The following is a 25,069-nucleotide window of genomic DNA, read 5'->3' as shown; positions in this document are numbered from 1 at the left end:
GCGAATCGAGAGCGGGGCTGTTTTGCCCGCTCTCTGCTCCGCCAGGAGGAAAGGCCTTGAAAGACCTACTGAATTTGCTGAAAAACCAGGGTCAAGTCGAAGAGTTCGACGCCATCCGTATTGGATTGGCCTCGCCTGAGATGATCCGTTCGTGGTCGTTCGGTGAAGTTAAAAAGCCGGAAACCATTAACTACCGTACGTTCAAACCTGAGCGTGACGGCCTGTTCTGCGCCAAGATCTTTGGCCCGGTGAAGGACTACGAGTGCCTGTGCGGTAAGTACAAGCGCTTGAAGCACCGTGGTGTGATCTGCGAGAAGTGCGGCGTTGAAGTCGCGCTGGCAAAAGTTCGTCGTGAGCGCATGGCGCACATCGAACTGGCCTCGCCAGTTGCCCACATCTGGTTCCTGAAATCGCTGCCGTCCCGTATCGGCCTGCTGATGGACATGACCCTGCGTGATATCGAGCGTGTTCTCTACTTTGAGAGCTACGTCGTTATCGACCCAGGCATGACCACCCTTGAAAAAGGTCAGTTGCTCAACGACGAGCAGTACTTCGAAGCGCTGGAAGAGTTCGGCGACGATTTCGATGCCCGCATGGGTGCCGAAGCTGTCCGCGAACTGCTGCACGCTATCGACCTGGAGCACGAGATTGGCCGCCTGCGCGAAGAAATTCCGCAAACCAACTCCGAAACCAAGATCAAGAAGCTGTCCAAGCGTCTGAAGTTGATGGAAGCCTTCCAGGGTTCCGGCAACCTGCCAGAGTGGATGGTGCTGACCGTTCTGCCGGTACTGCCGCCAGACCTGCGTCCACTGGTTCCGCTCGATGGCGGTCGCTTCGCGACTTCCGACCTCAACGATCTGTATCGTCGAGTGATCAACCGTAACAACCGCTTGAAGCGCCTGCTCGATCTGTCCGCTCCGGACATCATCGTGCGCAACGAAAAGCGTATGTTGCAGGAAGCCGTCGATGCGCTGCTCGACAACGGTCGTCGTGGCCGCGCTATCACAGGTTCCAACAAGCGTCCTCTGAAATCCCTGGCTGACATGATCAAGGGTAAGCAGGGTCGTTTCCGTCAGAACTTGCTCGGTAAGCGTGTTGACTACTCCGGTCGTTCGGTAATTACCGTAGGCCCGACCCTGCGTCTGCACCAGTGCGGTCTGCCTAAGAAAATGGCTCTGGAGCTGTTCAAGCCGTTCATTTTCGGCAAGCTGGAAATGCGTGGTCTGGCGACCACCATCAAAGCCGCCAAGAAGATGGTCGAGCGCGAGCTGCCAGAGGTCTGGGACGTTCTCGCTGAAGTGATTCGCGAACACCCGGTTCTGCTCAACCGTGCACCGACCCTTCACCGTCTGGGTATCCAGGCGTTTGAACCGGTATTGATCGAAGGTAAGGCTATCCAGCTGCACCCGCTGGTCTGTGCTGCGTACAACGCCGACTTCGACGGCGACCAAATGGCCGTGCACGTACCGCTGACGCTGGAAGCCCAGCTCGAAGCGCGTGCGTTGATGATGTCGACCAACAACATCCTGTCGCCAGCCAACGGTGAGCCAATCATCGTTCCGTCGCAGGACGTTGTATTGGGTCTGTACTACATGACGCGTGAAGCGATCAACGCCAAGGGCGAAGGTCGTGTGTTCGCGGATCTGCAGGAAGTTGACCGTGTGTTCCGTGCCGGTGAAGCCGCACTGCACGCCAAGGTCAAGGTGCGGATCAACGAAACCGTGAACGATCGTGATGGCGGCAGCGTGACCAACACTCGTATCGTCGACACCACCGTCGGCCGTGCGTTGTTGTTCCAGGTTGTGCCAAAAGGTCTGTCCTTCGACGTCGTCAACCTGCCGATGAAGAAAAAGGCGATCTCCAAGCTGATCAACCAGTGCTACCGCGTGGTTGGTCTGAAAGAGACCGTGATCTTCGCTGACCAGTTGATGTACACCGGTTTTGCCTATTCGACCATTTCCGGCGTTTCCATCGGTGTTAACGACTTCGTTATCCCGGACGAAAAAGCTCGCATCATCGGTGCTGCTACCGAAGAAGTGAAAGAGATCGAAAGCCAGTACGCCTCCGGCCTGGTAACCCAGGGCGAGAAGTACAACAAGGTAATCGACCTCTGGTCCAAGGCGAACGACGAAGTATCCAAGGCGATGATGGCCAACCTCTCGAAAGAGAAAGTCATCGATCGTCATGGCAACGAAGTCGACCAAGAGTCCTTCAACTCGATGTACATGATGGCCGACTCGGGCGCACGGGGTTCTGGCTGCGCAGATCCGTCAGCTCGCCGGTATGCGTGGCCTGATGGCCAAGCCGGACGGCTCCATCATCGAGACCCCGATCACCGCGAACTTCCGTGAAGGTTTGAGCGTACTTCAGTACTTCATCTCCACTCACGGTGCTCGTAAGGGTCTTGCGGATACCGCGTTGAAAACGGCGAACTCCGGTTACCTGACTCGTCGTCTGGTAGACGTTGCCCAGGATCTGGTCGTGACCGAGATCGATTGCGGCACCGAACACGGCCTGGTAATGACTCCGCACATTGAAGGCGGTGACGTTGTAGAGCCGCTGGGTGAGCGCGTATTGGGTCGTGTCATCGCCCGTGACGTATTCAAGCCGGGTACCGAGGACGTGATCGTTCCTGCTGGCACCCTGGTTGACGAGAAGTGGGTCGAGTTCATCGAACTCAACAGCATCGACGAAGTGATCGTACGTTCGCCGATCAGTTGCGAAACCCGCTATGGCATCTGCGCCAAGTGCTACGGTCGCGACCTGGCTCGTGGTCACCAGGTGAACATCGGTGAAGCGGTCGGCGTTATCGCTGCCCAGTCCATCGGTGAACCGGGTACCCAGCTGACGATGCGTACGTTCCACATCGGTGGTGCGGCAAGCCGGACCTCTGCAGCTGACAGCGTTCAGGTGAAAAATGGCGGTACTGTCCGTCTGCACAACCTCAAGCACGTAGAGCGCGTGGACGGCCACCTGGTGGCAGTGTCGCGTTCCGGTGAGCTGGCCATCGCTGACGACTTCGGTCGCGAGCGCGAGCGCTATAAGCTGCCTTACGGTGCTGTGATTTCGGTCAAGGAAGGTGACAAGGTCGACGCTGGTGCCATCGTGGCCAAGTGGGACCCGCACACTCACCCAATCGTTACCGAAATGAAAGGTACCGTGACCTACGTGGGCATGGAAGAAGGCATCACGATCAAGCGTCAGACTGACGAATTGACCGGTATGACCAACATTGAAGTACTCGACGCAAAAGATCGTCCAGCTGCCGGCAAGGACATCCGTCCGGCCGTGAAGATGGTCGACGACAACGGCAAGGATCTGTTGCTGCCAGGCACTGACGTAATCGCTCAGTACTTCCTGCCAGCCAACGCCCTGGTCGGTGTTGCGGACGGTGCGCGGATCGCGATCGGTGATGTTATCGCCCGTATCCCGCAGGAAACTTCGAAAACTCGCGACATCACCGGTGGTCTGCCGCGTGTTGCCGACTTGTTCGAAGCCCGTCGTCCGAAAGAAGCCTCGATTCTGGCTGAAGTCAGCGGCACCATCGCGTTCGGTAAAGAGACCAAGGGCAAGCGCCGCCTGGTCATTACACCGAACGACGGTAGCGATCCGTACGAAGAGCTGATTCCAAAGTGGCGTCACCTGAACGTCTTCGAAGGCGAACAGGTAAACCGCGGCGAAGTGATCTCGGACGGCCCGAGCGATCCACACGACATCCTGCGTCTGCTGGGTGTGAGTGCGCTGGCCAAGTACATCGTGAACGAGATCCAGGACGTTTACCGTCTGCAAGGCGTGAAGATCAACGACAAGCACATCGAGACCATCCTGCGTCAGATGCTGCGTAAGGTCGAGATCGCTGAATCCGGCGACTCGAGTTTCATCAAGGGCGACCAGATGGAACTGACTCACGTACTGGTGGAAAACGAGCGCCTGGCGACCGAAGACAAGTTTGTCTCCAAGTTCACTCGCGTGCTGCTGGGTATCACCAAGGCGTCGTTGTCCACCGAATCGTTCATCTCGGCGGCTTCCTTCCAGGAAACCACTCGCGTACTGACCGAAGCGGCGGTAACCGGCAAGCGCGATTACCTGCGTGGCCTGAAAGAAAACGTGGTCGTGGGTCGTCTGATCCCGGCCGGTACCGGTTTGGCCTATCACAGCGAACGCAAGCGTCGCCGTGATGCCGACAAGCCGTTGCGCGTAAGCGCCAGTGAAGTGGAAGCTGCACTGACCGAAGCACTGAACTCGAGTGGTAACTGAGTTCTGCGGTAATTGAGTGCCTGGCCCTGGTCGCCCCGTTCTGCGGATCGAGACAAATTGTCGAGATCCGGCGAGCGGGGAGGTCGGGGCCTTGCCTTGACTGGGGACAAGATCCTCTTTAGACTCTTGATCCCCTAAATTTGGCGGGAATTCGTTCCTGCCATTTTGCTTTTCTTGTAAGACAATAGCGTCGCAAGACAACAGTGGAGCTAGTAGATGGCAACTATCAACCAGCTGGTACGTCAGCCGCGTAAGCGTATCGTCGAGAAATCCGACGTGCCTGCGCTGCAGAACTGCCCGCAACGTCGTGGCGTATGCACCCGTGTGTATACCACCACGCCGAAAAAACCTAACTCGGCACTGCGTAAAGTATGCCGTGTGCGTCTGACCAACGGTTTCGAGGTTTCCTCGTACATCGGCGGTGAAGGCCACAACCTGCAAGAACACAGCGTGGTACTGATCCGCGGCGGTCGTGTAAAAGACTTGCCAGGTGTTCGTTACCACACCGTTCGCGGCTCTTTGGATACTTCCGGCGTTAAAGGTCGTAACCAAGGTCGTTCGAAGTACGGTACCAAGCGTCCGAAATAATCGGCCGTTTAGCAGTTTTTAATTTTATTGAGTCGATAAGAGTAAGGTCGGGCACGCATCTGCTGTCCCGGGCTAACCTGAAGACCGTTTGAGGGCTTATCAATGCCAAGACGTCGCGTAGCAGCCAAACGTGAGATTCTGGACGATCCGAAATACGGAAGCCAGATTCTCGCCAAGTTCATGAACCACGTAATGGAAAGCGGCAAGAAAGCCGTTGCCGAGCGTATCGTTTATGGCGCACTGGACAAAGTTAAGGAACGCAAGAACAGCGATCCCCTGGAAATCTTCGAGAAAGCTCTCGACGCCATCGCTCCGCTGGTCGAAGTGAAGTCGCGCCGTGTAGGCGGTGCTACTTACCAGGTTCCGGTCGAAGTTCGTCCGTCCCGTCGTAACGCCCTGGCAATGCGCTGGCTGGTAGACTTCGCCCGCAAGCGCGGCGAGAAGTCCATGGCTCTGCGTTTGGCTGGTGAACTGTTGGACGCTGCTGAAGGTAAAGGTGCTGCAGTTAAGAAGCGTGAAGACGTGCACCGTATGGCTGAGGCCAACAAGGCTTTCTCGCACTACCGCTTCTAATTTTAGCGTCACTCAATTTGCGAGGGCTTTATGGCTCGTACTACACCGATTAACCGCTACCGTAACATCGGTATCGTTGCTCACGTGGATGCTGGTAAAACCACCACCACCGAGCGCGTCCTTTTTTACACTGGCAAAAGTCACAAGATGGGCGAGGTGCATGATGGCGCCGCGACCACCGACTGGATGGTGCAGGAGCAGGAGCGTGGTATTACCATTACTTCTGCTGCCATTACCGCTTTCTGGAAGGGTTCCGAGAAGCAGTACAAGGACGAGCACCGCTTCAACGTCATCGATACCCCGGGCCACGTTGACTTCACCATTGAAGTAGAACGTTCCCTGCGCGTACTCGACGGTGCCGTGGTTGTATTCTGCGGTACCTCGGGTGTTGAGCCTCAGTCGGAAACCGTATGGCGTCAGGCCAACAAATACGGCGTTCCACGTCTTGTTTATGTGAACAAGATGGACCGTGCTGGTGCCAACTTCCTGCGCGTGATCGGTCAGATCAAGCAGCGTCTGGGTCACACTCCGGTGCCGATCCAGTTGGCTATCGGTTCCGAAGACAACTTCCAGGGTCAGATCGATCTGATCAACATGCAAGCTGTCTACTGGAACGATGCTGACAAAGGCATGGTCCCTGTTCGCAAGGACATTCCTGCAGAGTTGCTGGAAGAAGCCGAGAAGTGGCGCGGCAACATGGTTGAGGCTGCGGCCGAAGCCAATGAAGAGCTGATGAACAAGTACCTCGAAGGTGAAGAGCTCACCAACGAGGAGATCAAGGCTGCTCTGCGTCAGCGTACCATCGCTGGCGAGATCGTCCTGGCTGTTTGTGGTTCTTCCTTCAAGAACAAGGGTGTTCCCCTGGTTCTCGACGCCGTTATCGACTTCCTGCCTGCGCCAACCGACATTCCTGCCATCAAGGGTACTGACCCGGATGACGAGTCTGTCGAGCTGGAGCGTCATGCAGACGACAACGAGCCGTTCTCGGCTCTGGCGTTCAAGATCGCTACCGACCCATTCGTGGGTACCTTGACCTTTGTCCGTGTTTACTCGGGCGTGTTGAACTCCGGCGACGGCGTGATCAACTCTGTAAAAGGCAAGAAAGAGCGCGTGGGTCGTATGGTGCAAATGCACGCAAACGCTCGCGAAGAGATCAAGGAAGTACGCGCTGGTGACATCGCGGCCTTGATCGGCATGAAGGACGTCACCACTGGTGAGACTTTGTGCAACGGCGACAAGCCAATCATCCTGGTTCGCATGGACTTCCCGGAGCCGGTTATTTCGGTTGCCGTTGAGCCTAAGACCAAGGACGACCAGGAAAAAATGGGTATCGCTCTGGGCAAGCTTGCTCAGGAAGACCCGTCTTTCCGTGTCAAGACTGATGAAGAGACTGGTCAAACGATCATCTCCGGCATGGGCGAGTTGCACCTGGACATCCTGGTTGACCGGATGCGCCGTGAGTTCAACGTCGAAGCCAACATCGGTAAGCCTCAGGTTTCCTATCGTGAGCGCATCACGAAGAACTGTGAAATCGAAGGCAAGTTCGTTCGTCAATCCGGTGGTCGTGGCCAGTTCGGTCACTGCTGGATCCGTTTTGCACCTGCTGACGAAGGTCAGGAAGGTCTGCAATTCGTGAACGAAGTCGTAGGTGGTGTGGTTCCTAAGGAATACATCCCGGCGATCCAGAAGGGTATCGAAGAGCAGATGAAGAACGGCGTTGTTGCCGGCTATCCGCTGATCGGCCTGAAGGCAACAGTGTTCGATGGTTCTTACCACGACGTCGACTCCAACGAGATGGCGTTCAAGGTGGCTGCTTCCATGGCAACCAAGCAACTGGCCCAGAAGGGCGGTGGTGAGTTGCTCGAGCCGATCATGGCAGTAGAAGTCGTTACGCCTGAAGACTACATGGGTGATGTCATGGGCGACCTTAACCGTCGTCGTGGCATGATTCTGGGTATGGAAGATACGGTTTCCGGCAAGGTTATTCGTGCCGAGGTTCCGTTGGGTGAAATGTTCGGTTACGCGACCGACGTTCGTTCCATGTCTCAGGGTCGCGCAAGCTACTCTATGGAATTCAAAAAATACAATACAGCTCCGTCGCATATCGTCGAGACTGTTACCAAAAAGCAAGGCTGATTCAGCCCTTTAGGCAAGGAGTTAATTGTCGTGGCTAAAGAAAAATTTGATCGTTCCCTACCGCACGTCAACGTTGGCACCATTGGTCACGTTGACCACGGTAAAACCACTCTGACTGCTGCTCTGACTCGCGTCTGCTCCGAAGTTTTCGGTTCGGCCGTTGTTGCTTTCGACAAAATCGACAGCGCTCCGGAAGAAAAGGCTCGTGGTATTACCATCAACACCGCGCACGTTGAGTACAACTCTTCGATTCGTCACTACGCTCACGTTGACTGCCCAGGTCACGCTGACTACGTGAAGAACATGATCACTGGTGCTGCCCAGATGGACGGCGCTATCCTGGTTTGCTCGGCCGCTGATGGTCCGATGCCACAAACCCGTGAGCACATCCTGCTGTCCCGTCAGGTAGGCGTTCCGTACATCGTTGTCTTCCTGAACAAGGCTGACATGGTTGACGACGCTGAGCTGCTGGAACTGGTTGAGATGGAAGTGCGCGATCTGCTGAGCACTTACGACTTCCCAGGTGATGACACTCCAATCATCATCGGTTCGGCTCTGATGGCTCTGAACGGCCAAGACGACAACGAAATGGGTACCACCGCTGTCAAGCGTCTGGTAGAAACTCTGGACAGCTACATCCCAGAACCAGTTCGTGTTATCGACAAGCCGTTCCTGATGCCAATCGAAGACGTGTTCTCGATCTCCGGTCGCGGTACTGTTGTGACTGGTCGTATCGAGCGCGGTATCGTCAAGGTTCAGGATCCACTGGAAATCGTAGGTCTGCGTGACACCACCGTCACCACCTGCACCGGTGTTGAAATGTTCCGTAAACTGCTCGACGAAGGTCGTGCTGGCGAGAACTGCGGCGTTCTGCTGCGCGGTACCAAGCGTGACGACGTTGAGCGTGGCCAGGTTCTGGTCAAGCCAGGTTCGGTCAAGCCGCACACCAAGTTCGAAGCTGAAGTGTACGTTCTGAGCAAAGAAGAAGGCGGTCGTCACACTCCGTTCTTCAAAGGCTACCGTCCACAGTTCTACTTCCGGACCACTGACGTGACCGGTAACTGCGAACTGCCGGAAGGCGTTGAAATGGTAATGCCAGGCGACAACATCAAAATGGTTGTCACCCTGATCAAGACCATTGCAATGGAAGACGGTCTGCGCTTCGCTATCCGTGAAGGCGGTCGTACCGTCGGCGCTGGCGTCGTAGCCAAAATCATCGAGTAAGCTCTTTTTGAGTCAGCTTCGATGAGCTGAAAAAGCCCCCGCCCAGCGGGGGCTTTTTTATTGGGTTGACACCTATATGGGGCGTCTATAGAATTGCGCCTCCTTTTAACGGGCGTATTGCGCTCGGTGGGAATAGCAGCCGGAGTCTGAAATCCAATGCAAAATCAGCAAATCCGTATCAGGTTGAAGGCTTTTGACCATCGCCTGATCGACCAATCCACCCAGGAAATCGTGGAAACCGCGAAACGTACTGGTGCTCAAGTGCGTGGTCCAATTCCACTGCCTACCCGTAAAGAGCGGTTCACCGTTCTGGTCTCCCCGCACGTCAACAAAGACGCGCGTGACCAGTACGAGATCCGTACTCATAAGCGCGTTCTGGACATCGTCCAGCCAACGGATAAAACCGTTGATGCACTTATGAAGCTCGATCTTGCGGCCGGTGTGGAAGTGCAGATCAGCCTCGGCTAAGACTCGGTCTTAGTCGTGTAACGCTCTGAAATGGGCGGCCATAGCGGGTGAAAGCCCCGTACACTCATGAGGTTTACAACATGACTATTGGTGTAGTCGGTCGTAAATGCGGTATGACCCGTATTTTCACCGAAGAAGGTGTCTCCATTCCGGTCACGGTCATTGAGATCGAGCCGAATCGCGTCACCCAGTTCAAAACTGAAGAGACCGATGGCTATCGTGCAGTGCAAGTCACTGTCGGCGAGCGTCGTGCTTCGCGTGTAACAGCAGCTCAGGCTGGCCACTTCGCCAAGGCGAACGTTGCCGCTGGTCGTACCGTAATGGAATTCCGTCTTGAAGAAGGCGAGTACCAGGCCGGCGATCTGATCAACGCTGAAATCTTCGCCGCTGGCCAACTGGTTGATGTAACCGGTCAGTCCAAGGGTAAAGGCTTCCAAGGTACGATCAAGCGTTGGAACTTCCGCGGGCAAGATAACACCCACGGTAACTCCGTATCCCACCGCGTTCCAGGCTCTATCGGCCAGTGCCAGACTCCTGGTCGTGTATTCAAGGGCAAAAAAATGTCCGGTCATATGGGCGCTGAGCGCGTGACCGTGCAGTCCCTCGAAGTAGTGCGCGTGGACGCTGAACGCAATCTGTTGTTGGTCAAGGGCGCTGTTCCTGGCGCTACTGGCGGCAACTTGGTTGTACGTCCAGCAGCCAAGGCTCGCGGTTAAGGGGAAGCTGACATGCAATTAAATGTAAATGACGCTCAAGCGATCGAAGTTTCCGAACTGACATTTGGCGGCGAATTCAACGAGACGCTGGTTCACCAAGCAGTCGTGGCCTACATGGCCGGCGGCCGTCAAGGTAGCAAGCAGCAAAAGACCCGTTCCGACGTTTCCGGTGGCGGCAAGCGCCCATGGCGTCAGAAAGGTACTGGCCGTGCTCGTGCCGGTACTATCCGTAGCCCAATCTGGCGTGGCGGCGGTACCACTTTCGCAGCTCGTCCTCAGGATCACTCCCAGAAGCTGAACAAGAAGATGTACCGCGCAGCAATGCGTTCCATCCTTGCTGAGCTGGTGCGTACTGATCGTCTGGTCGTGGTTCAGGACTTCGCTGTTGAAGCACCGAAAACCAAAGATCTGCTGAACAAGCTGAACGGCATGGGCCTGACTGACGTCCTGATCGTGTCTGACGCTGTTGATCAGAACCTGTACCTGGCTGCTCGCAACCTGCCACACGTCGACGTTCGTGACGTGCAGGGTTCCGATCCGGTCAGTCTGATCGCATACGACAAGGTGTTGATCACCGTGTCGGCCGTGAAGAAATTCGAGGAGCTGCTGGGATGAACCAGGAACGCGTATTTAAAGTTCTGCTTGGCCCGCACGTTTCCGAGAAGGCTACGGTTCTGGCAGACAAGAAAGGCCAGTTCGTTTTCAAGGTTGCGACCGACGCAACCAAGCTGGAAATCAAGAAGGCCGTCGAAAGCCTGTTCAGCGTGAAAGTAGAGCGCGTGACTACCCTGAACGTTCTGGGTAAAAGCAAGCGCACTGCTCGCGGTCTGGGCAAGCGTAATGACTGGAAGAAGGCAGTTATCTCCCTTCAGCCAGGCCAAGATCTCGATTTCAGCAGCAGTGCTGAGTAAGGAAGGGGTGCATCATGGCAATCGTTAAATGCAAACCGACTTCCCCTGGCCGCCGTTTTGTGGTCAAGGTGGTCAACCAGGAGCTGCATAAAGGCGCTCCTCACGCACCGCTGCTCGAGAAAAAATCGAAGTCTGGTGGTCGTAACAACAATGGCCGTATTACCACTCGTCACATCGGTGGTGGTCATAAGCAGCATTATCGTCTGGTCGACTTCCGTCGCAACGACAAGGATGGCATCGCTGCCACCGTCGAGCGTATCGAATACGATCCAAACCGTACTGCTCACATCGCTCTGCTGCTGTACGCAGATGGCGAGCGTCGCTACATCATCGCGCCTAAAGGCGTGAGTGCTGGCGACCAGCTGATCGCAGGTGCCCTGGCACCGATCAAGCCGGGCAACGCTCTGCAACTGCGTAACATTCCAGTTGGTAGCACCGTACACGGCATCGAATTGAAGCCAGGTAAAGGCGCACAGATCGCTCGTTCCGCTGGTGCTTCGGCTCAGCTGATCGCTCGTGAAGGTGTCTACGTGACCCTGCGTCTGCGTTCTGGTGAGATGCGTAAGGTACTGGCTGAATGCCGTGCGACCCTGGGCGAAGTCTCGAACTCCGAGCACAGCCTGCGTTCGTTGGGTAAAGCTGGTGCCAAGCGCTGGCGTGGCGTTCGCCCAACCGTTCGTGGTGTTGCCATGAACCCGGTTGACCACCCACATGGTGGTGGTGAAGGTCGTACCTCTGGTGGTCGTCATCCGGTATCGCCATGGGGCTTCCCGACTAAGGGCGCGAAGACTCGTGGTAATAAGCGTACCGACAAAATGATCGTCCGTCGTCGCAAGTAAATAGAGGGATACGACAGTGCCACGTTCTCTGAAAAAAGGTCCTTTTATTGATCTTCACCTACTGAAGAAGATCGAAGTGGCGGCGGAAAAGAACGATCGCAAACCAGTTAAGACCTGGTCGCGTCGTTCGATGATCCTGCCACAAATGGTCGGTCTGACCATCGCAGTACACAACGGTCGTCAACACGTCCCAGTTCTCGTGAACGAAGACATGGTCGGCCACAAACTGGGCGAGTTCGCCGGTACCCGCACTTATCGCGGGCACGTGGCAGACAAGAAAGCCAAGCGTTAAGGGGTTAGGAAATGGAAGTAGCCGCTAAGTTGTCGGGCGCTCGAATCTCCGCCCAGAAAGCCCGCTTGGTCGCCGACCAGATCCGCGGGAAGAAGGTGGGCGAAGCGCTCAACCTGTTGGCTTTCAGCAGTAAGAAAGCCGCCGAGATCATGAAGAAAGTGCTGGAGTCGGCCGTAGCCAACGCCGAGCATAACGAAGGCGCAGACGTTGATGACCTGAAGGTCAGCACCGTTTTCGTCAACGAAGGGCGTTCGCTGAAGCGCATCATGCCACGTGCCAAAGGCCGTGCTGATCGCATCGTCAAGCGGTCTTGCCATATCACTGTCAAGGTTGCTGACAAGTAACGGAGTCGAAGAGATGGGTCAGAAAGTACATCCCATTGGCATTCGCCTGGGAATCGTCAAGGAGCACACCTCCGTCTGGTACGCAGACGGTCGGACTTATGCGGACTACTTGTTCGCTGATCTGAAGGTGCGTGAGTATCTCCAAGACAAACTAAAAAGCGCGTCCGTAAGCCGTATCGATATCCATCGTCCGGCGCAGACTGCACGTATCACCATCCACACCGCTCGTCCAGGTATCGTTATCGGGAAGAAAGGTGAAGATGTTGAGAAACTGCGTCAGGACCTGACCAAGCAAATGGGTGTGCCTGTGCACATCAATATCGAAGAGATCCGCAAGCCGGAGCTCGACGGTATGCTGGTTGCGCAGAGCGTAGCTCAGCAGCTGGAGCGTCGCGTAATGTTCCGTCGCGCTATGAAGCGCGCTGTACAGAACGCCATGCGCATTGGTGCCAAAGGCATCAAAATCCAAGTGAGCGGTCGTCTCGGCGGTGCTGAAATCGCACGTACTGAATGGTATCGCGAAGGTCGTGTGCCACTGCACACCCTGCGTGCCGACATCGACTATGCCAACTACGAAGCTCACACCACTTACGGTGTGATCGGTGTAAAGGTTTGGATCTTCAAAGGCGAAGTAATTGGTGGTCGCCAAGAAGAACTGAAACCACAAGCACCAGCGCCTCGTAAAAAAGCTGCTAAGTAAGGGGTACGCCAAATGTTGCAACCAAAGCGTACGAAGTTCCGCAAGCAGATGACCGGCCACAACCGTGGCCTGGCATTGCGCGGTAGCAAAGTCAGCTTCGGCGAGTTCGCGCTGAAGTCTGTTGCTCGTGGTCGTCTCACCGCTCGTCAGATCGAGTCAGCGCGTCGTGCTCTGACCCGTCACGTAAAACGTGGCGGCAAGATCTGGATCCGTGTATTCCCGGACAAGCCTGTCACCAAGAAGCCACTCGAAGTTCGGATGGGTAAAGGTAAGGGTAACGTGGAGTACTGGGTTGCCCAGATTCAGCCAGGCAAAGTCCTGTATGAAATCGAGGGTGTTTCTGAAGAGCTGGCGCGTGAGGCTTTCGCCCTGGCTGCTGCAAAGCTGCCGCTCGCCACCTCCTTTGTTAAACGGACGGTGATGTGATGAAAGCGAATGAACTTCGTGAAAAATCAGCACAGCAGCTGAACGAGCAACTGCTCGGCCTGCTGCGCGACCAGTTCAATCTGCGTATGCAGAAAGCAACTGGCCAGTTGGGGCAGTCTCATCTGCTCTCGCAAGTTAAGCGTGACATCGCTCGCGTGAAAACTGTGCTCAACCAGCAGGCAGGTAAGTAATCATGGCTGAAGCCGAAAAAACTGTCCGTACGCTGACTGGCCGTGTTGTCAGCGACAAGATGGACAAAACCATCACCGTTCTGATCGAGCGTCGCGTTAAGCACCCGATCTACGGTAAATACGTTAAGCGTTCGACTAAGCTGCACGCGCACGACGAAACCAATCAGTGCCACATCGGCGACAAAGTCACTATTCGTGAAACTCGTCCGATGGCCAAGACCAAGTCTTGGGCGCTGGTTGATGTTCTCGAACGCGCTGTGGAAGTCTAAGGGCTAGGGGTCGGAGAAATTATATGATTCAGACTCAATCCATGCTCGATGTGGCCGATAACAGCGGCGCTCGCCGTGTTATGTGCATCAAGGTGCTGGGTGGCTCCCATCGTCGTTACGCTGGTATCGGTGACATCATCAAAGTTACCGTCAAGGAAGCAATTCCTCGCGGTAAGGTGAAAAAAGGCCAAGTGATGACTGCTGTTGTAGTCCGCACCCGCCATGGCGTTCGTCGTGCTGACGGCTCCATCATCCGCTTTGATGGCAACGCTGCTGTTCTGTTGAACAACAAGCAAGAGCCGATCGGCACCCGTATCTTTGGGCCAGTGACCCGTGAACTTCGTACTGAGAAGTTCATGAAGATCGTCTCGCTCGCCCCAGAAGTGCTGTAAGGAGATCCGACATGCAAAAGATTCGTCGTGACGACGAGATCATCGTGATCGCCGGCAAAGACAAAGGTAAGCGCGGTAAGGTGCTGAAGGTTCTTGCTGACAACCGTCTGGTTGTTGGTGGTCTGAACCTGGTCAAGCGTCATACCAAGCCTAACCCGATGTCGGGCGTACAGGGCGGTATCGTCGAGAAAGAAGCGCCACTGCACGCTTCCAACGTCGCCATCTTCAACGGCGAAACCAACAAGGCTGACCGCGTTGGTTTCAAAGTAGAAGACGGTAAGAAAATTCGTGTCTTCAAGTCGACCCAAAAAGCGGTTGATGCTTGAACACTGCTAGGTAGAAGACCATGGCACGACTAAAAGAGATTTACCGGAAGGAAATCGCACCGAAACTTAAGGAAGAACTTAAGCTTTCGAACGTGATGGAAGTTCCGCGCGTTACCAAAATCACCCTGAACATGGGTCTGGGCGAAGCGATCGGTGACAAAAAAGTCATCGAGCACGCTGTTGCTGACCTGGAAAAGATCACCGGTCAGAAAGTCGTCGTGACTTACGCTCGGAAATCCATCGCTGGCTTTAAAGTCCGTGAAGGTTGGCCGATCGGCGTCAAAGTGACCCTGCGCCGTGAGCGTATGTACGAGTTCCTGGATCGTCTGCTGTCGATCTCCCTGCCTCGGGTTCGCGACTTCCGCGGCCTGAATGCCAAGTCCTTCGATGGTCGTGGCAACTACAGCATGGGCGTTAAAGAGCAGATCATTTTCCCGGAAATCGATTACGACAAGATCGACGCTCTCCGCGGTCTGGACATTACCCTGACCACCACTGCTCGGACGGATGACGAAGGTCGCGCACTGCTGCGCGCTTTCAAATTCCCGTTCCGCAACTGATTGGAGTAGGAAAATGGCCAAGAAGAGCATGAAGAACCGTGAGCTGAAGCGTCAGCTCACCGTTGCCAAGTACGCCACCAAGCGTGCAGCGCTGAAAGCTATCATCGTTGATCTGAACGCAAGTCCAGAAGCGCGTTGGGAAGCTACCGTAGCCCTGCAGAAGCAGCCACGTGACGCAAGCGCCTCGCGCATGCGTAACCGCTGCCGCCTGACTGGTCGTCCGCACGGCGTGTACCGCAAGTTCGGCCTTGGCCGTAACATGCTGCGTCAAGCTGCAATGCGTGGTGACGTTCCAGGTCTGGTTAAAGCCAGCTGGTAAGCACTGTCAAAGTCGCGACGTGCGGGATTGCAAGATCCTGACCGTCGGTGACCTTGAACTTGAATCAAGCCCCTATTGGGGCTTGATTCATTTGTGGGGTGTGTCTAGAATACCCGGCTCGCCTGAGCCCGTGTTTTTGTTGCACGGATGCGCTCGGCGACACGTACTAGCCGAAAGGCTAATTTTTTGTGTATTAGGAGCGTCTAGCCCATGAGTATGCAGGACCCGTTAGCGGACATGCTAACTCGTATCCGTAATGCCCAGATGGCTGAAAAGTCCGTCGTAAGCATGCCATCTTCTACGTTGAAGGTAGCTGTTGCCAAAGTCCTGAAGGACGAAGGTTACATTGCGGGTTATCAGATCAGCAGCGAAATCAAGCCTCTGCTGTCCATCGAGCTGAAGTACTTCGAAGGCCGTCCGGTCATCGAGGAAGTGAAGCGCGTTAGCCGTCCAGGCCTGCGTCAGTACAAGTCCGTCGATGATCTGCCAAAAGTTCGTGGCGGTCTCGGTGTGTCTATCGTCTCCACCAACAAAGGTGTGATGACGGATCGTGCTGCGCGCGCTGCCGGTGTCGGCGGCGAAGTTCTTTGCACTGTGTTCTAAGGGGGGATAAGCATGTCACGCGTCGCTAAGAACCCCGTTAAGCTGCCAGCCGGTGTCGAAGTCAAATTCGCAGGCCAACAGCTTTCGGTGAAGGGTGCCAAGGGCACTCTGCAACTGAACATCCATTCGTCCGTTGAGATCGTTGAAGAAGCTGGTGAGCTGCGTTTCGCTGCTCGCAATGGCGATCAACAGACTCGCGCAATGGCTGGTACCACTCGTGCGTTGGTAAACAACATGGTCCAAGGCGTAAGCCAAGGCTTCGAGCGCAAGCTCCAGCTGGTCGGTGTTGGTTATAAAGCGCAAGCAAAAGGCACAGTGCTGAACCTGGCTCTTGGCTTCTCGCACCCAGTGGATTATGAACTGCCGGAAGGCATCACCGCTGAGACTCCTAGCCAGACCGATATCCTGATCAAGGGCATCGACAAGCAGCTGGTAGGTCAAGTGGCCGCCGAGATCCGCGACTTCCGTCCACCAGAGCCGTACAAAGGCAAAGGTGTGCGCTACGCGGACGAAGTCGTCCGTCGTAAAGAAGCCAAGAAGAAGTAGGGCATAGCAAATGACCGACAAAAAAGTTACTCGACTGCGTCGCGCTCGCAAAGCACGCCTGAAAATGCACGAACTCGAAGTCGTGCGTCTCTGCGTGTTCCGCTCGTCGCAGCACATCTACGCCCAGGTCATTTCGGCCGACGGCAACAAAGTCCTGGCAAGTGCCTCGACTTTGGATAAAGAACTGCGTGATGGCGCCACTGGCAACATCGACGCGGCCACTAAGGTTGGCCAGCTGGTCGCTACGCGTGCTAAAGCCGCTGGCGTCTCGCAGGTGGCTTTCGACCGCTCTGGCTTCAAGTACCACGGCCGCGTCAAGGCGCTGGCTGATGCTGCTCGTGAAGCTGGGCTGGAGTTCTAAGTTATGTCAAATAACGACCAAAAGCGCGACGAAGGCTACATCGAGAAGCTGGTTCAAGTTAACCGCGTAGCCAAAACCGTTAAAGGCGGCCGTATCTTCACTTTCACTGCGTTGACCGTAGTGGGTGATGGTAAAGGCCGTGTTGGCTTCGGCCGTGGCAAGTCGCGTGAAGTGCCTGCTGCGATCCAGAAGGCAATGGAAGCTGCTCGCCGCAACATGATCCAGGTTGATCTGAACGGCACCACTCTGCAGTACGCAATGAAGTCCGCCCATGGCGCTTCGAAGGTGTACATGCAGCCTGCTTCTGAAGGTACCGGTATCATCGCTGGCGGCGCTATGCGTGCTGTCCTCGAAGTTGCTGGCGTTCAGAACGTTCTGGCCAAGTGCTATGGCTCGACTAACCCAGTAAACGTGGTTCACGCCACTTTCAAGGGTTTGAAAGCAATGCAGTCTCCTGAATCCATTGCCGCCAAGCGTGGCAAAAGCGTCAAGGAGATCTTCTGATCATGGCTACCGTAAAAGTTACGCTGATCAAAAGCATGACCGGCCGCATCCCTAACCACAAACTGTGCGTTAAGGGTCTGGGTCTGCGTCGCATCGGTCACACTGTAGAAGTCCTGGATACTCCCGAAAATCGCGGGATGATCAACAAGGCTTACTACATGCTGCGTGTCGAGGGTTAATCGATGAAACTCAATGATCTGAGTCCAGCGCCGGGTTCCCGTCGCGAAAAGCATCGTCCGGGCCGTGGTATCGGTAGTGGTTTGGGCAAGACCGGTGGCCGTGGCCACAAAGGTCAGACCTCCCGCTCCGGTGGCACCATTGCTCCAGGCTTTGAAGGCGGTCAACAGCCGCTGCATCGTCGCCTGCCGAAGTTCGGTTTCGTTTCCCTGAAAGCCATGGACCGCGCAGAAGTGCGTCTGTCCGAGCTGGCCAAAGTGGACGGCGACATCGTCACCGTGCAGTCCCTGAAGGATGCCAACGTGATCAACCAGAGCGTTCAGCGTGTGAAAATCATGCTGTCGGGCGAAGTTGCTCGTGCTGTCACCATCGGAAAGGGAATCGGCGCCACCAAAGGTGCGCGTGCGGCTATCGAAGCAGCTGGCGGCAAGTTCGAGGAATAAATGGCTAAGCAAGGTGCTCTCTCTGCGCTCGGCAAAGGCGGTATGTCTGAACTCTGGGCTCGTCTGCGTTTTCTGTTCCTGGCGATTATCGTCTACCGAATAGGCGCACACATCCCGGTTCCAGGTATCAACCCGGACCGACTCGCGGACCTGTTTCGACAGAATGAGGGGACCATTCTTAGCTTGTTCAACATGTTTTCCGGCGGCGCGCTGGAGCGGATGAGCATCTTTGCACTGGGGATCATGCCGTACATTTCGGCATCGATCATCATGCAATTGATGTCCGCTGTCAGCCCGCAGCTGGAGCAGTTGAAGAAGGAAGGTGAAGCTGGCCGTCGCAAGATCAGCCAGTACACCCGCTACCTCACTGTCGTCCTCGCTCTTGTTCAAGCTGTTGGCATGTCCATCGGCTTGGCGGGGCAGGGCGTAGCGTTCACTGGTGACTTTGGCTTCCATTTCGTCGCGGTAACCACTTTTGTGGCGGGTGCGATGTTCATGATGTGGCTGGGTGAGCAGATTACTGAGCGTGGTGTTGGCAACGGTATCTCGATGTTGATCTTCGCAGGTATCGTCGCCGGTCTTCCGAGAGCGATCGGGCAGTCTTTCGAGTCTGCGCGTCAGGGTGATATCAACATCTTTGCCCTGGTTGCCATCGGTTTGCTGGCAGTAGCGATTATCGGTTTCGTGGTGTTCATTGAGCGTGGCCAGCGTCGTATTGCTGTTCACTACGCCAAGCGTCAGCAGGGCCGCAAGGTATTTGCTGCGCAGACCAGCCACTTGCCGTTGAAAGTGAACATGGCCGGCGTTATCCCGGCTATTTTCGCGAGCAGCATCTTGCTGTTCCCGGCTTCGTTGGGTGCCTGGTTCGGCCAGTCTGAAGGTATGGGCTGGTTGCAGGACATCTCGCAGTCGATCGCTCCTGGTCAGCCGTTGAATATTCTGCTGTTTAGTGCAGGGATTATTTTCTTCTGCTTCTTCTATACGGCGTTGATGTTCAATCCGAAAGACGTAGCGGAAAACCTGAAGAAGTCCGGTGCCTTTATTCCGGGCATCCGTCCAGGTGAGCAGTCGGCGCGCTACATTGATGGCGTTCTGACTCGTTTGACCTTGTTCGGTGCTCTTTACATGACGGCCGTCTGCTTGCTTCCCCCGTTCCTGGTGGTTGCGGCAAACGTACCGTTCTACCTTGGCGGGACCTCGTTGCTGATCGTGGTCGTGGTTGTGATGGACTTCATGTCCCAAGTACAATCGCACCTCGTTTCGCACCAGTACGAATCCCTGATGAAGAAAGCCAACCTGAAGGGCTACGGCAGCGGCATGTTGCGCTGAGTAGCGTCCATAAGGTTCGAGGAGTTGGTGATGAAAGTTCGTGCATCGGTGAAAAAGCTGTGCCGTAACTGCAAGATTATTCGCCGCGAAGGTGTTGTTCGGGTAATTTGCAGCGCGGAACCGCGTCACAAACAGCGCCAAGGCTGAGTGTGATTGTGCTTTAAGCCCGGCAGCTAGTGCGCTGCCGGGTTGATTATTTGTTATTACAGCGATATTATCTCGCGCCCTATTTCTTGGCTTCCGGGGCGTAGGTAGCTGTCAATTGGAGTCCCACTGAATGGCCCGTATTGCAGGCGTCAACATTCCAGATAACAAGCATACTGTTATCTCGCTGACCTACATCTATGGTGTTGGTCGCACTACTGCACAGAAAATTTGTGCAGTGACTGGGGTCAACCCAGCGGCAAAGATCAAAGATCTGAGCGACGAGCAGATTGAACAGCTGCGTGGCGAAGTGGCGAAGTTCACCACTGAAGGTGACCTGCGTCGCGAAATCAACATGAAAATCAAGCGCTTGATGGACCTCGGTTGCTATCGCGGTCTGCGTCATCGTCGTGGTCTGCCAGTACGCGGTCAGCGTACCAAGACCAACGCGCGTACCCGTAAAGGTCCGCGTAAGCCGATCCGCAAGTAATCGCCCCAGCGAATCGACAGGAATTTAATCATGGCAAAACCTGCTGCTCGTCCTCGTAAAAAAGTTAAAAAGACAGTGGTTGATGGCATCGCCCACATCCATGCTTCTTTTAACAACACCATCGTGACCATTACCGACCGTCAAGGTAACGCTCTTTCCTGGGCTACCTCCGGTGGTTCGGGTTTCCGCGGTTCCCGCAAGTCCACCCCGTTCGCTGCTCAAGTAGCTGCTGAGCGTGCTGGTCAAGCTGCGCTGGAATATGGCCTGAAAAACCTCGACGTCAACGTCAAAGGTCCAGGTCCAGGTCGTGAATCCGCAGTCCGCGCTTTGAACGGCTGTGGCTACAAGATCGCCAGCATCACCGACGTGACGCCAATCCCGCACAACGGGTGCCGTCCGCCGAAGAAGCGCCGCGTGTAATCCAGGAGATTGTAAAGAATGGCTCGTTACATTGGTCCAAAATGCAAACTCGCTCGTCGCGAAGGCACCGATCTTTTTCTGAAGAGCGGCGTGCGCGCGATCGAATCGAAGTGCAACATTGAAGCAGCACCTGGTATCCACGGCCAACGCCGCGGTCGCCAGTCCGATTACGGCACCCAACTGCGTGAAAAGCAGAAGGTCCGTCGTATCTACGGCGTTCTCGAGCGTCAATTCAGCGGCTACTACAAAGAAGCTGCTGGCAAGAAAGGCGCAACCGGCGAAAACCTGTTGCAACTGCTCGAATGCCGTCTGGACAACGTTGTATACCGTATGGGTTTCGGTTCTACTCGTGCCGAATCCCGTCAGCTGGTATCGCACAAGTCGATCAGCGTTAACGGTCAGACCGTAAACGTTCCGTCCTACCAGGTTCGTGCTGGTGACGTGGTTGCTGTTCGCGAGAAAGCAAAGAACCAACTTCGCATTGTCCAAGCTCTCGATCTGTGTGCCCAACGTGGCCGCGTAGAATGGGTAGAAGTAGACACTGAGAAGAAGTCGGGCGTTTTCAAGAACGTTCCTGCTCGCAGTGATCTGTCCGCCGACATCAACGAAAGCCTGATTGTCGAGCTCTACTCCAAGTAAGGGCTAGAAAATAGGTGCATCCATGCAGATTTCGGTAAATGAGTTCCTGACACCCCGCCATATTGATGTGCAGGTTGTCAGTCCAACCCGCGCCAAGATCACTCTCGAGCCTCTCGAGCGTGGTTTCGGCCACACCCTGGGCAACGCGCTGCGCCGCATCCTGTTGTCCTCAATGCCCGGCTGTGCAGTAGTCGAGGCCGAGATTGACGGTGTGCTCCACGAGTACAGCGCCATCGAAGGTGTACAGGAAGACGTAATTGAAATCCTGTTGAACCTGAAAGGTCTGGCTATCAAGCTGCACGGTCGTGACGAAGTTACGCTGACCTTGTCGAAGAAGGGTTCGGGGGTGGTTACCGCTGCCGATATTCAGCTGGATCATGATGTCGAGATCGTTAACCCCGATCACGTAATCGCTAACCTGGCGTCTAACGGCGCCCTGAACATGAAGCTCACCGTAGCTCGTGGTCGTGGTTATGAACCGGCAGACTCGCGTCAGAGCGATGAAGACGAAAGCCGCAGCATCGGTCGCTTGCAGCTTGACTCTTCGTTCAGCCCAGTTCGCCGTATCGCATACGTGGTGGAAAACGCCCGTGTCGAACAGCGTACCAACCTGGACAAGCTGGTTATTGATCTGGAAACCAACGGTACCCTGGATCCTGAAGAGGCTATCCGCCGTGCTGCAACCATTCTGCAACAGCAGTTGGCTGCGTTCGTCGACCTCAAGGGTGACAGTGAGCCAGTGGTTGTCGAGCAGGAAGACGAGATCGATCCGATCCTGCTTCGCCCGGTTGACGATCTGGAACTGACTGTACGTTCGGCTAACTGCCTTAAGGCGGAAAACATCTACTACATCGGCGACCTGATTCAGCGTACCGAAGTAGAGCTGTTGAAGACTCCGAACCTTGGCAAGAAATCCTTGACTGAAATCAAGGACGTTCTGGCCTCCCGCGGTCTGTCCCTCGGCATGCGCCTCGACAACTGGCCGCCTGCAAGTCTTAAGAAGGACGACAAGGCGACTGCCTGATCGTCGTAATCACCGAACGTTGTGTTTGGTAAGGAATGAACCATGCGTCATCGTAAAAGTGGTCGTCACCTGAGCCGCACCAGCTCGCACCGCAAGGCCATGTTCCAAAACATGGCGGTGTCGCTGTTCGAGCACGAGCTGATCAAAACTACACTGCCGAAAGCCAAAGAACTGCGTCGCGTTGCTGAGCCGCTGATCACTCTGGCCAAGACAGATAGCCTGGCTAACCGCCGTCTGGCTTTCGACCGTACTCGTTCGAAAGCTATCGTTGGTAAGCTCTTCAACGACCTGGGCAAGCGTTACGCTACCCGTGAGGGTGGCTACCTGCGCATCCTCAAGTGCGGTTTCCGCGCTGGCGACAACGCGCCTATGGCGTACGTCGAGTTGGTTGATCGTGCTACCAGCGGTGAAGCTGTATCCGCTGAGTAAGTCGGCAACAAACAAAAAACCGGGCCTTGTGCCCGGTTTTTTGTTGCCTGCTGAAAAGTACTTAGGCCGTTTCGCCTGGCTCGGCTATCGGCAAGTCTTCATCATTAGATAATGACTATCGATGTCCATGATTTAATGAATTTGGATACTGTCATTAACATGATCGATACTCCTTTCCAGCCGATTAGCCGGCAGTTTGAAGACCGACCTAGGAAGATTGCGCATGAGCCAGATCAAAACGCTTACGACCGCCAGCGGCGCTCCAGTCGCCGATAACCAGAACTCTCGTTCCGCCGGCCCGCGCGGCCCGCTGCTGCTCGACGATTTTCACCTGATCGAAAAGCTTGCTCACTTCAACCGCGAGAACATCCCCGAGCGTCGCGTGCACGCCAAAGGGTCGGGGGCCTACGGCACCTTTACCGTCACCCAGGACATCACCCAATACACCAGCGCCAAGTTGTTCGAGTCGGTCGGCAAGCAGACACCGACCTTCCTGCGGTTTTCCACCGTGGGTGGCGAGCGTGGTTCGGCCGACACTGAACGCGATCCACGCGGTTTTGCCCTGAAGTTCTACACCGAGGAAGGTAACTGGGACATCGTCGGCAACAACACGCCGGTTTTCTTCATCCGCGATCCGTTGAAATTTCCAGACTTCATCCATACCCAGAAGCGTCTGCCGCAAAGCAACCTGAAAAGTGCCCAGGCGATGTGGGATTTTCTGGTCGTATTCGCCTGAGGCGCTGCACCAAGTCACCATTCTGTTCTCTGATCGTGGCATTCCAGATGGCTATCGCCACATGCACGGCTTTGGCAGCCACACCTACAGCCTGATCAACGCACAGGGTGAGCGGCATTGGGTGAAGTGGCACTACAAGACCCTGCAAGGCATCAAGAACCTCGCGCCGGCAGAAGCGGCACGTCTGGCGGGTACCGACCCGGATTACGCCCAGCGTGACTTGTTCGAGGCCATCGAGCGCGGTGACTTCCCGAAATGGCGCGTCTGCATCCAGATCATGAGCGAAGCCCAGGCTGCGGCTCATTACGAGAATCCGTTCGACGTGACCAAGACTTGGTCGCAGAAAGAGTTTCCGTTGATCGAAGTGGGTGTGCTCGAGCTCAACCGCAACCCGTTGAACTACTTCGCTGAAGTCGAGCAGGCGGCGTTTGGCCCGAGCAACATGGTGCCAGGGGTTGGCCTCTCACCGGATCGCATGCTGCAGGGGCGCGTCTTCGCCTACGCCGATGCGCACCGCTACCGTGTGGGCACCAATCACCAGCAATTGCCGGTGAATGCGCCACGTAGCCCGGTTAACACTTACCAGCGCGACGGCGCCATGGCGTTTGGCAGCAATGGCGGGGCGGCACCGAACTACGAGCCTAATAGCTATGTGGAAGCGCCGAAGCAGGCCCCGCGTTATGCGGAGCCGGCACTGGCCCTCAGTGGCGCGGCGGACCGTTACGACCATCGCGAAGACACCGACTACTACAGCCACGCCGGTGCGTTGTTCCGCTTGATGAGCGATGAGCAGAAAGCCCTGCTGATCAACAACATCGCAGGGGCGATGAGCGGTGTGTCGGCGGATGTGGTTGACCGTCAATTGCAGCATTTCTTCAAGGCAGATGTCGCCTACGGAGAAGGCATCGCAAAAGCCTTGGGCGTAGCGCTTAACTAAGTCTAAACGAGAAGCAGAACCGCCCTCATTAGGGCGGTTTTTGCGTTATTTAGCTTGGTTTTCTCGGATTTTCTTCGCTTTTATTGCGTTGAGGCCGTGACCTTGCGGTCAGCTTGGTTCAAACTACAACCTTTAAAAGCTTGTGGAGATGTAGGGCGATGCAAGGTCACCCAGACGTAATCGATTACCTCAACACGTTGCTGACCGGCGAGCTGGCAGCCCGTGATCAATATTTCATCCATTCGCGGATGTACGAGGATTGGGGTTTTACCGAGCTCTACGAACGTATCAACCACGAGATGGAAGAAGAGACCCAGCACGCCGATGCACTGATGCGCCGGATCCTGATGCTCGAAGGCACGCCACGCATGCGCGCCGATGACCTGGATGTCGGGACCACCGTGCCCGATATGTTGGCCGCTGACCTGCGCTTGGAATACAAAGTTCGCGCCGCGCTGTGCAAAGGCATTGAGCTCTGCGAGCAGCACAACGACTACGTGACCCGCGAGATTTTGCGGATCCAGCTCAACGACACCGAAGAAGACCACACCTACTGGCTGGAGAAGCAGTTGGGTCTGATCAAGCTGATCGGGTTGGAGAACTACCTGCAATCGCAGTTCTGACGCACTCATTGTGGGAGCGAGCTTGCTCGCGATAGCGGTGGGTCAGTCAGCAGAAATGTGGCTGACATACTGATCGCGAGCAAGCTCGCTCCCACAGGGAAACAAACAAAAAGCCCCTGCCATCGATGAGATG

33 protein-coding genes and 2 pseudogenes are annotated in these 25,069 nt (G+C 55.5%); all 35 read left to right on the top strand.

From position 1 onward, the window contains the following. Positions 1-56: 56 nt before the first annotated feature. The 35 genes and pseudogenes from rpoC to bfr all read left to right on the top strand — a co-directional run bounded on the left by rpoC (position 57) and on the right by bfr (position 24,936). Positions 57-4,257, top strand: a pseudogene (gene rpoC, locus PSH84_RS25585) (DNA-directed RNA polymerase subunit beta'). A gap of 216 nt (positions 4,258-4,473) precedes the next feature. Then, positions 4,474-4,845 carry a 30S ribosomal protein S12 gene (gene rpsL / locus PSH84_RS25580; RefSeq protein ID WP_003186084.1) on the top strand — a complete coding sequence of 124 codons (372 nt, stop codon included), beginning with the start codon at positions 4,474-4,476 and terminating at the stop codon, positions 4,843-4,845. A 102-nt stretch (positions 4,846-4,947) separates the two neighbouring features. Continuing rightward, positions 4,948-5,418: a 30S ribosomal protein S7 gene (rpsG, locus tag PSH84_RS25575; protein ID WP_003186074.1), complete on the top strand. Its 471-nt coding sequence runs from the start codon at positions 4,948-4,950 to the stop codon at positions 5,416-5,418. A gap of 30 nt (positions 5,419-5,448) precedes the next feature. Next, positions 5,449-7,554, top strand: coding sequence for an elongation factor G (gene fusA, locus PSH84_RS25570; RefSeq protein WP_014340475.1), 2,106 nt, complete (start codon positions 5,449-5,451; stop codon positions 7,552-7,554). Between the two features lie 30 nt (positions 7,555-7,584). Next, a complete protein-coding gene (gene tuf / locus PSH84_RS25565; protein ID WP_003186071.1) occupies positions 7,585-8,778 on the top strand; it encodes an elongation factor Tu in 1,194 nt (397 codons plus the stop codon). A 156-nt stretch (positions 8,779-8,934) separates the two neighbouring features. After that, the gene (rpsJ, locus tag PSH84_RS25560; RefSeq protein WP_003186070.1) at positions 8,935-9,246 is read left to right on the top strand and encodes a 30S ribosomal protein S10; all 312 of its coding nucleotides are present in this window, start codon (positions 8,935-8,937) and stop codon (positions 9,244-9,246) included. Between the two features lie 80 nt (positions 9,247-9,326). After that, a complete protein-coding gene (gene rplC / locus PSH84_RS25555) occupies positions 9,327-9,962 on the top strand; it encodes a 50S ribosomal protein L3 (protein ID WP_003186059.1) in 636 nt (211 codons plus the stop codon). A gap of 12 nt (positions 9,963-9,974) precedes the next feature. Next, on the top strand, positions 9,975-10,577 hold the full coding sequence (rplD, locus tag PSH84_RS25550) for a 50S ribosomal protein L4 (RefSeq protein WP_003186057.1): 603 nt from the start codon (positions 9,975-9,977) through the stop codon (positions 10,575-10,577). Then, positions 10,574-10,873: a 50S ribosomal protein L23 gene (gene rplW / locus PSH84_RS25545; RefSeq protein ID WP_002555488.1), complete on the top strand. Its 300-nt coding sequence runs from the start codon at positions 10,574-10,576 to the stop codon at positions 10,871-10,873. The genes rplD and rplW overlap by 4 nt, the downstream gene beginning before the upstream one ends. Before the next feature lie 14 nt (positions 10,874-10,887). After that, positions 10,888-11,712, top strand: coding sequence for a 50S ribosomal protein L2 (rplB, locus tag PSH84_RS25540; protein ID WP_003186055.1), 825 nt, complete (start codon positions 10,888-10,890; stop codon positions 11,710-11,712). A 16-nt stretch (positions 11,713-11,728) separates the two neighbouring features. Beyond that, positions 11,729-12,004 (top strand): 30S ribosomal protein S19, encoded by a 276-nt coding sequence (gene rpsS / locus PSH84_RS25535; RefSeq protein WP_002555486.1) that lies wholly within the window; start codon positions 11,729-11,731, stop codon positions 12,002-12,004. A gap of 11 nt (positions 12,005-12,015) precedes the next feature. After that, on the top strand, positions 12,016-12,348 hold the full coding sequence (gene rplV / locus PSH84_RS25530) for a 50S ribosomal protein L22 (protein ID WP_003103908.1): 333 nt from the start codon (positions 12,016-12,018) through the stop codon (positions 12,346-12,348). A gap of 13 nt (positions 12,349-12,361) precedes the next feature. After that, positions 12,362-13,048: a 30S ribosomal protein S3 gene (gene rpsC, locus PSH84_RS25525; RefSeq protein WP_003176422.1), complete on the top strand. Its 687-nt coding sequence runs from the start codon at positions 12,362-12,364 to the stop codon at positions 13,046-13,048. A 12-nt stretch (positions 13,049-13,060) separates the two neighbouring features. Further along, complete coding sequence (gene rplP / locus PSH84_RS25520; RefSeq protein WP_003186052.1) at positions 13,061-13,474, top strand: 50S ribosomal protein L16; 414 nt, start codon at positions 13,061-13,063, stop codon at positions 13,472-13,474. Continuing rightward, positions 13,474-13,665 carry a 50S ribosomal protein L29 gene (gene rpmC, locus PSH84_RS25515; RefSeq protein WP_002555481.1) on the top strand — a complete coding sequence of 64 codons (192 nt, stop codon included), beginning with the start codon at positions 13,474-13,476 and terminating at the stop codon, positions 13,663-13,665. The genes rplP and rpmC overlap by 1 nt, the downstream gene beginning before the upstream one ends. Before the next feature lie 2 nt (positions 13,666-13,667). Continuing rightward, a complete protein-coding gene (rpsQ, locus tag PSH84_RS25510) occupies positions 13,668-13,934 on the top strand; it encodes a 30S ribosomal protein S17 (protein WP_003194644.1) in 267 nt (88 codons plus the stop codon). A gap of 23 nt (positions 13,935-13,957) precedes the next feature. Then, positions 13,958-14,326 (top strand): 50S ribosomal protein L14, encoded by a 369-nt coding sequence (gene rplN / locus PSH84_RS25505; RefSeq protein WP_002555479.1) that lies wholly within the window; start codon positions 13,958-13,960, stop codon positions 14,324-14,326. Positions 14,327-14,337: 11 nt separating this feature from the next. Further along, entirely contained in the window at positions 14,338-14,652 is a 315-nt protein-coding gene (gene rplX / locus PSH84_RS25500) for a 50S ribosomal protein L24 (RefSeq protein ID WP_003186046.1), read from the top strand. A gap of 20 nt (positions 14,653-14,672) precedes the next feature. Continuing rightward, the gene (gene rplE, locus PSH84_RS25495; RefSeq protein WP_003186044.1) at positions 14,673-15,212 is read left to right on the top strand and encodes a 50S ribosomal protein L5; all 540 of its coding nucleotides are present in this window, start codon (positions 14,673-14,675) and stop codon (positions 15,210-15,212) included. A 13-nt stretch (positions 15,213-15,225) separates the two neighbouring features. Beyond that, positions 15,226-15,531, top strand: coding sequence for a 30S ribosomal protein S14 (rpsN, locus tag PSH84_RS25490; protein WP_003186042.1), 306 nt, complete (start codon positions 15,226-15,228; stop codon positions 15,529-15,531). A gap of 210 nt (positions 15,532-15,741) precedes the next feature. Continuing rightward, positions 15,742-16,134, top strand: coding sequence for a 30S ribosomal protein S8 (gene rpsH / locus PSH84_RS25485; RefSeq protein ID WP_003186040.1), 393 nt, complete (start codon positions 15,742-15,744; stop codon positions 16,132-16,134). 12 nt (positions 16,135-16,146) lie between these two features. Continuing rightward, a complete protein-coding gene (gene rplF / locus PSH84_RS25480; protein ID WP_003186039.1) occupies positions 16,147-16,680 on the top strand; it encodes a 50S ribosomal protein L6 in 534 nt (177 codons plus the stop codon). Positions 16,681-16,690: 10 nt separating this feature from the next. Continuing rightward, complete coding sequence (rplR, locus tag PSH84_RS25475; RefSeq protein WP_003186037.1) at positions 16,691-17,041, top strand: 50S ribosomal protein L18; 351 nt, start codon at positions 16,691-16,693, stop codon at positions 17,039-17,041. Positions 17,042-17,044: 3 nt separating this feature from the next. Beyond that, entirely contained in the window at positions 17,045-17,545 is a 501-nt protein-coding gene (rpsE, locus tag PSH84_RS25470; RefSeq protein WP_003186035.1) for a 30S ribosomal protein S5, read from the top strand. A 2-nt stretch (positions 17,546-17,547) separates the two neighbouring features. After that, positions 17,548-17,724, top strand: a complete 177-nt coding sequence (gene rpmD / locus PSH84_RS25465; protein ID WP_003186033.1) for a 50S ribosomal protein L30 — start codon at positions 17,548-17,550, stop codon at positions 17,722-17,724. Positions 17,725-17,727: 3 nt separating this feature from the next. Further along, positions 17,728-18,165, top strand: a complete 438-nt coding sequence (rplO, locus tag PSH84_RS25460; protein ID WP_305468658.1) for a 50S ribosomal protein L15 — start codon at positions 17,728-17,730, stop codon at positions 18,163-18,165. After that, a complete protein-coding gene (gene secY, locus PSH84_RS25455) occupies positions 18,166-19,494 on the top strand; it encodes a preprotein translocase subunit SecY (RefSeq protein ID WP_305481979.1) in 1,329 nt (442 codons plus the stop codon). Between the two features lie 30 nt (positions 19,495-19,524). Further along, positions 19,525-19,641: a 50S ribosomal protein L36 gene (rpmJ, locus tag PSH84_RS25450; protein WP_002555468.1), complete on the top strand. Its 117-nt coding sequence runs from the start codon at positions 19,525-19,527 to the stop codon at positions 19,639-19,641. Between the two features lie 130 nt (positions 19,642-19,771). Next, positions 19,772-20,128 (top strand): 30S ribosomal protein S13, encoded by a 357-nt coding sequence (gene rpsM / locus PSH84_RS25445; RefSeq protein ID WP_003186020.1) that lies wholly within the window; start codon positions 19,772-19,774, stop codon positions 20,126-20,128. Positions 20,129-20,158: 30 nt separating this feature from the next. Then, positions 20,159-20,548 (top strand): 30S ribosomal protein S11, encoded by a 390-nt coding sequence (gene rpsK / locus PSH84_RS25440; protein WP_002555466.1) that lies wholly within the window; start codon positions 20,159-20,161, stop codon positions 20,546-20,548. An 18-nt stretch (positions 20,549-20,566) separates the two neighbouring features. Beyond that, a complete protein-coding gene (rpsD, locus tag PSH84_RS25435; RefSeq protein WP_003176404.1) occupies positions 20,567-21,187 on the top strand; it encodes a 30S ribosomal protein S4 in 621 nt (206 codons plus the stop codon). A gap of 22 nt (positions 21,188-21,209) precedes the next feature. Next, entirely contained in the window at positions 21,210-22,211 is a 1,002-nt protein-coding gene (locus PSH84_RS25430; RefSeq protein WP_003186012.1) for a DNA-directed RNA polymerase subunit alpha, read from the top strand. A 42-nt stretch (positions 22,212-22,253) separates the two neighbouring features. Then, complete coding sequence (rplQ, locus tag PSH84_RS25425; protein ID WP_003186009.1) at positions 22,254-22,640, top strand: 50S ribosomal protein L17; 387 nt, start codon at positions 22,254-22,256, stop codon at positions 22,638-22,640. 223 nt (positions 22,641-22,863) lie between these two features. Beyond that, positions 22,864-24,313, top strand: a pseudogene (locus PSH84_RS25420) (catalase). Positions 24,314-24,471: 158 nt separating this feature from the next. Further along, positions 24,472-24,936 carry a bacterioferritin gene (gene bfr / locus PSH84_RS25415; protein WP_014340470.1) on the top strand — a complete coding sequence of 155 codons (465 nt, stop codon included), beginning with the start codon at positions 24,472-24,474 and terminating at the stop codon, positions 24,934-24,936. The last annotated feature ends 133 nt before the right edge of the window (positions 24,937-25,069 follow it).

This window comes from Pseudomonas beijingensis, from assembly GCF_030687295.1.
GTDB classification, from domain to species: Bacteria; Pseudomonadota; Gammaproteobacteria; order Pseudomonadales; family Pseudomonadaceae; genus Aquipseudomonas; species Aquipseudomonas beijingensis.
Note: the sequence above shows the minus strand (reverse complement) of the source record. Positions and strands in the feature narration are given on the sequence as shown.

Excerpts from the sequence above, each read along its gene's own strand:
- rpsL (WP_003186084.1), top strand. The coding sequence starts at position 4,474 with ATGGCAACTATCAACCAGCTGGTACGTCAGCCGCGTAAGCGTATCGTC.
- rpsG (WP_003186074.1), top strand. The coding sequence starts at position 4,948 with ATGCCAAGACGTCGCGTAGCAGCCAAACGTGAGATTCTGGACGATCCG.
- fusA (WP_014340475.1), top strand. The coding sequence starts at position 5,449 with ATGGCTCGTACTACACCGATTAACCGCTACCGTAACATCGGTATCGTT.
- rpsJ (WP_003186070.1), top strand. The coding sequence starts at position 8,935 with ATGCAAAATCAGCAAATCCGTATCAGGTTGAAGGCTTTTGACCATCGC.
- rplC (WP_003186059.1), top strand. The coding sequence starts at position 9,327 with ATGACTATTGGTGTAGTCGGTCGTAAATGCGGTATGACCCGTATTTTC.
- rplD (WP_003186057.1), top strand. The coding sequence starts at position 9,975 with ATGCAATTAAATGTAAATGACGCTCAAGCGATCGAAGTTTCCGAACTG.
- rplW (WP_002555488.1), top strand. The coding sequence starts at position 10,574 with ATGAACCAGGAACGCGTATTTAAAGTTCTGCTTGGCCCGCACGTTTCC.
- rplB (WP_003186055.1), top strand. The coding sequence starts at position 10,888 with ATGGCAATCGTTAAATGCAAACCGACTTCCCCTGGCCGCCGTTTTGTG.
- rplV (WP_003103908.1), top strand. The coding sequence starts at position 12,016 with ATGGAAGTAGCCGCTAAGTTGTCGGGCGCTCGAATCTCCGCCCAGAAA.
- rpsC (WP_003176422.1), top strand. The coding sequence starts at position 12,362 with ATGGGTCAGAAAGTACATCCCATTGGCATTCGCCTGGGAATCGTCAAG.
- rplP (WP_003186052.1), top strand. The coding sequence starts at position 13,061 with ATGTTGCAACCAAAGCGTACGAAGTTCCGCAAGCAGATGACCGGCCAC.
- rpmC (WP_002555481.1), top strand. The coding sequence starts at position 13,474 with ATGAAAGCGAATGAACTTCGTGAAAAATCAGCACAGCAGCTGAACGAG.
- rpsQ (WP_003194644.1), top strand. The coding sequence starts at position 13,668 with ATGGCTGAAGCCGAAAAAACTGTCCGTACGCTGACTGGCCGTGTTGTC.
- rplN (WP_002555479.1), top strand. The coding sequence starts at position 13,958 with ATGATTCAGACTCAATCCATGCTCGATGTGGCCGATAACAGCGGCGCT.
- rplX (WP_003186046.1), top strand. The coding sequence starts at position 14,338 with ATGCAAAAGATTCGTCGTGACGACGAGATCATCGTGATCGCCGGCAAA.
- rplE (WP_003186044.1), top strand. The coding sequence starts at position 14,673 with ATGGCACGACTAAAAGAGATTTACCGGAAGGAAATCGCACCGAAACTT.
- rpsN (WP_003186042.1), top strand. The coding sequence starts at position 15,226 with ATGGCCAAGAAGAGCATGAAGAACCGTGAGCTGAAGCGTCAGCTCACC.
- rpsH (WP_003186040.1), top strand. The coding sequence starts at position 15,742 with ATGAGTATGCAGGACCCGTTAGCGGACATGCTAACTCGTATCCGTAAT.
- rplF (WP_003186039.1), top strand. The coding sequence starts at position 16,147 with ATGTCACGCGTCGCTAAGAACCCCGTTAAGCTGCCAGCCGGTGTCGAA.
- rplR (WP_003186037.1), top strand. The coding sequence starts at position 16,691 with ATGACCGACAAAAAAGTTACTCGACTGCGTCGCGCTCGCAAAGCACGC.
- rpsE (WP_003186035.1), top strand. The coding sequence starts at position 17,045 with ATGTCAAATAACGACCAAAAGCGCGACGAAGGCTACATCGAGAAGCTG.
- rpmD (WP_003186033.1), top strand. The coding sequence starts at position 17,548 with ATGGCTACCGTAAAAGTTACGCTGATCAAAAGCATGACCGGCCGCATC.
- rplO (WP_305468658.1), top strand. The coding sequence starts at position 17,728 with ATGAAACTCAATGATCTGAGTCCAGCGCCGGGTTCCCGTCGCGAAAAG.
- secY (WP_305481979.1), top strand. The coding sequence starts at position 18,166 with ATGGCTAAGCAAGGTGCTCTCTCTGCGCTCGGCAAAGGCGGTATGTCT.
- rpmJ (WP_002555468.1), top strand. The coding sequence starts at position 19,525 with ATGAAAGTTCGTGCATCGGTGAAAAAGCTGTGCCGTAACTGCAAGATT.
- rpsM (WP_003186020.1), top strand. The coding sequence starts at position 19,772 with ATGGCCCGTATTGCAGGCGTCAACATTCCAGATAACAAGCATACTGTT.
- rpsK (WP_002555466.1), top strand. The coding sequence starts at position 20,159 with ATGGCAAAACCTGCTGCTCGTCCTCGTAAAAAAGTTAAAAAGACAGTG.
- rpsD (WP_003176404.1), top strand. The coding sequence starts at position 20,567 with ATGGCTCGTTACATTGGTCCAAAATGCAAACTCGCTCGTCGCGAAGGC.
- PSH84_RS25430 (WP_003186012.1), top strand. The coding sequence starts at position 21,210 with ATGCAGATTTCGGTAAATGAGTTCCTGACACCCCGCCATATTGATGTG.
- rplQ (WP_003186009.1), top strand. The coding sequence starts at position 22,254 with ATGCGTCATCGTAAAAGTGGTCGTCACCTGAGCCGCACCAGCTCGCAC.
- bfr (WP_014340470.1), top strand. The coding sequence starts at position 24,472 with ATGCAAGGTCACCCAGACGTAATCGATTACCTCAACACGTTGCTGACC.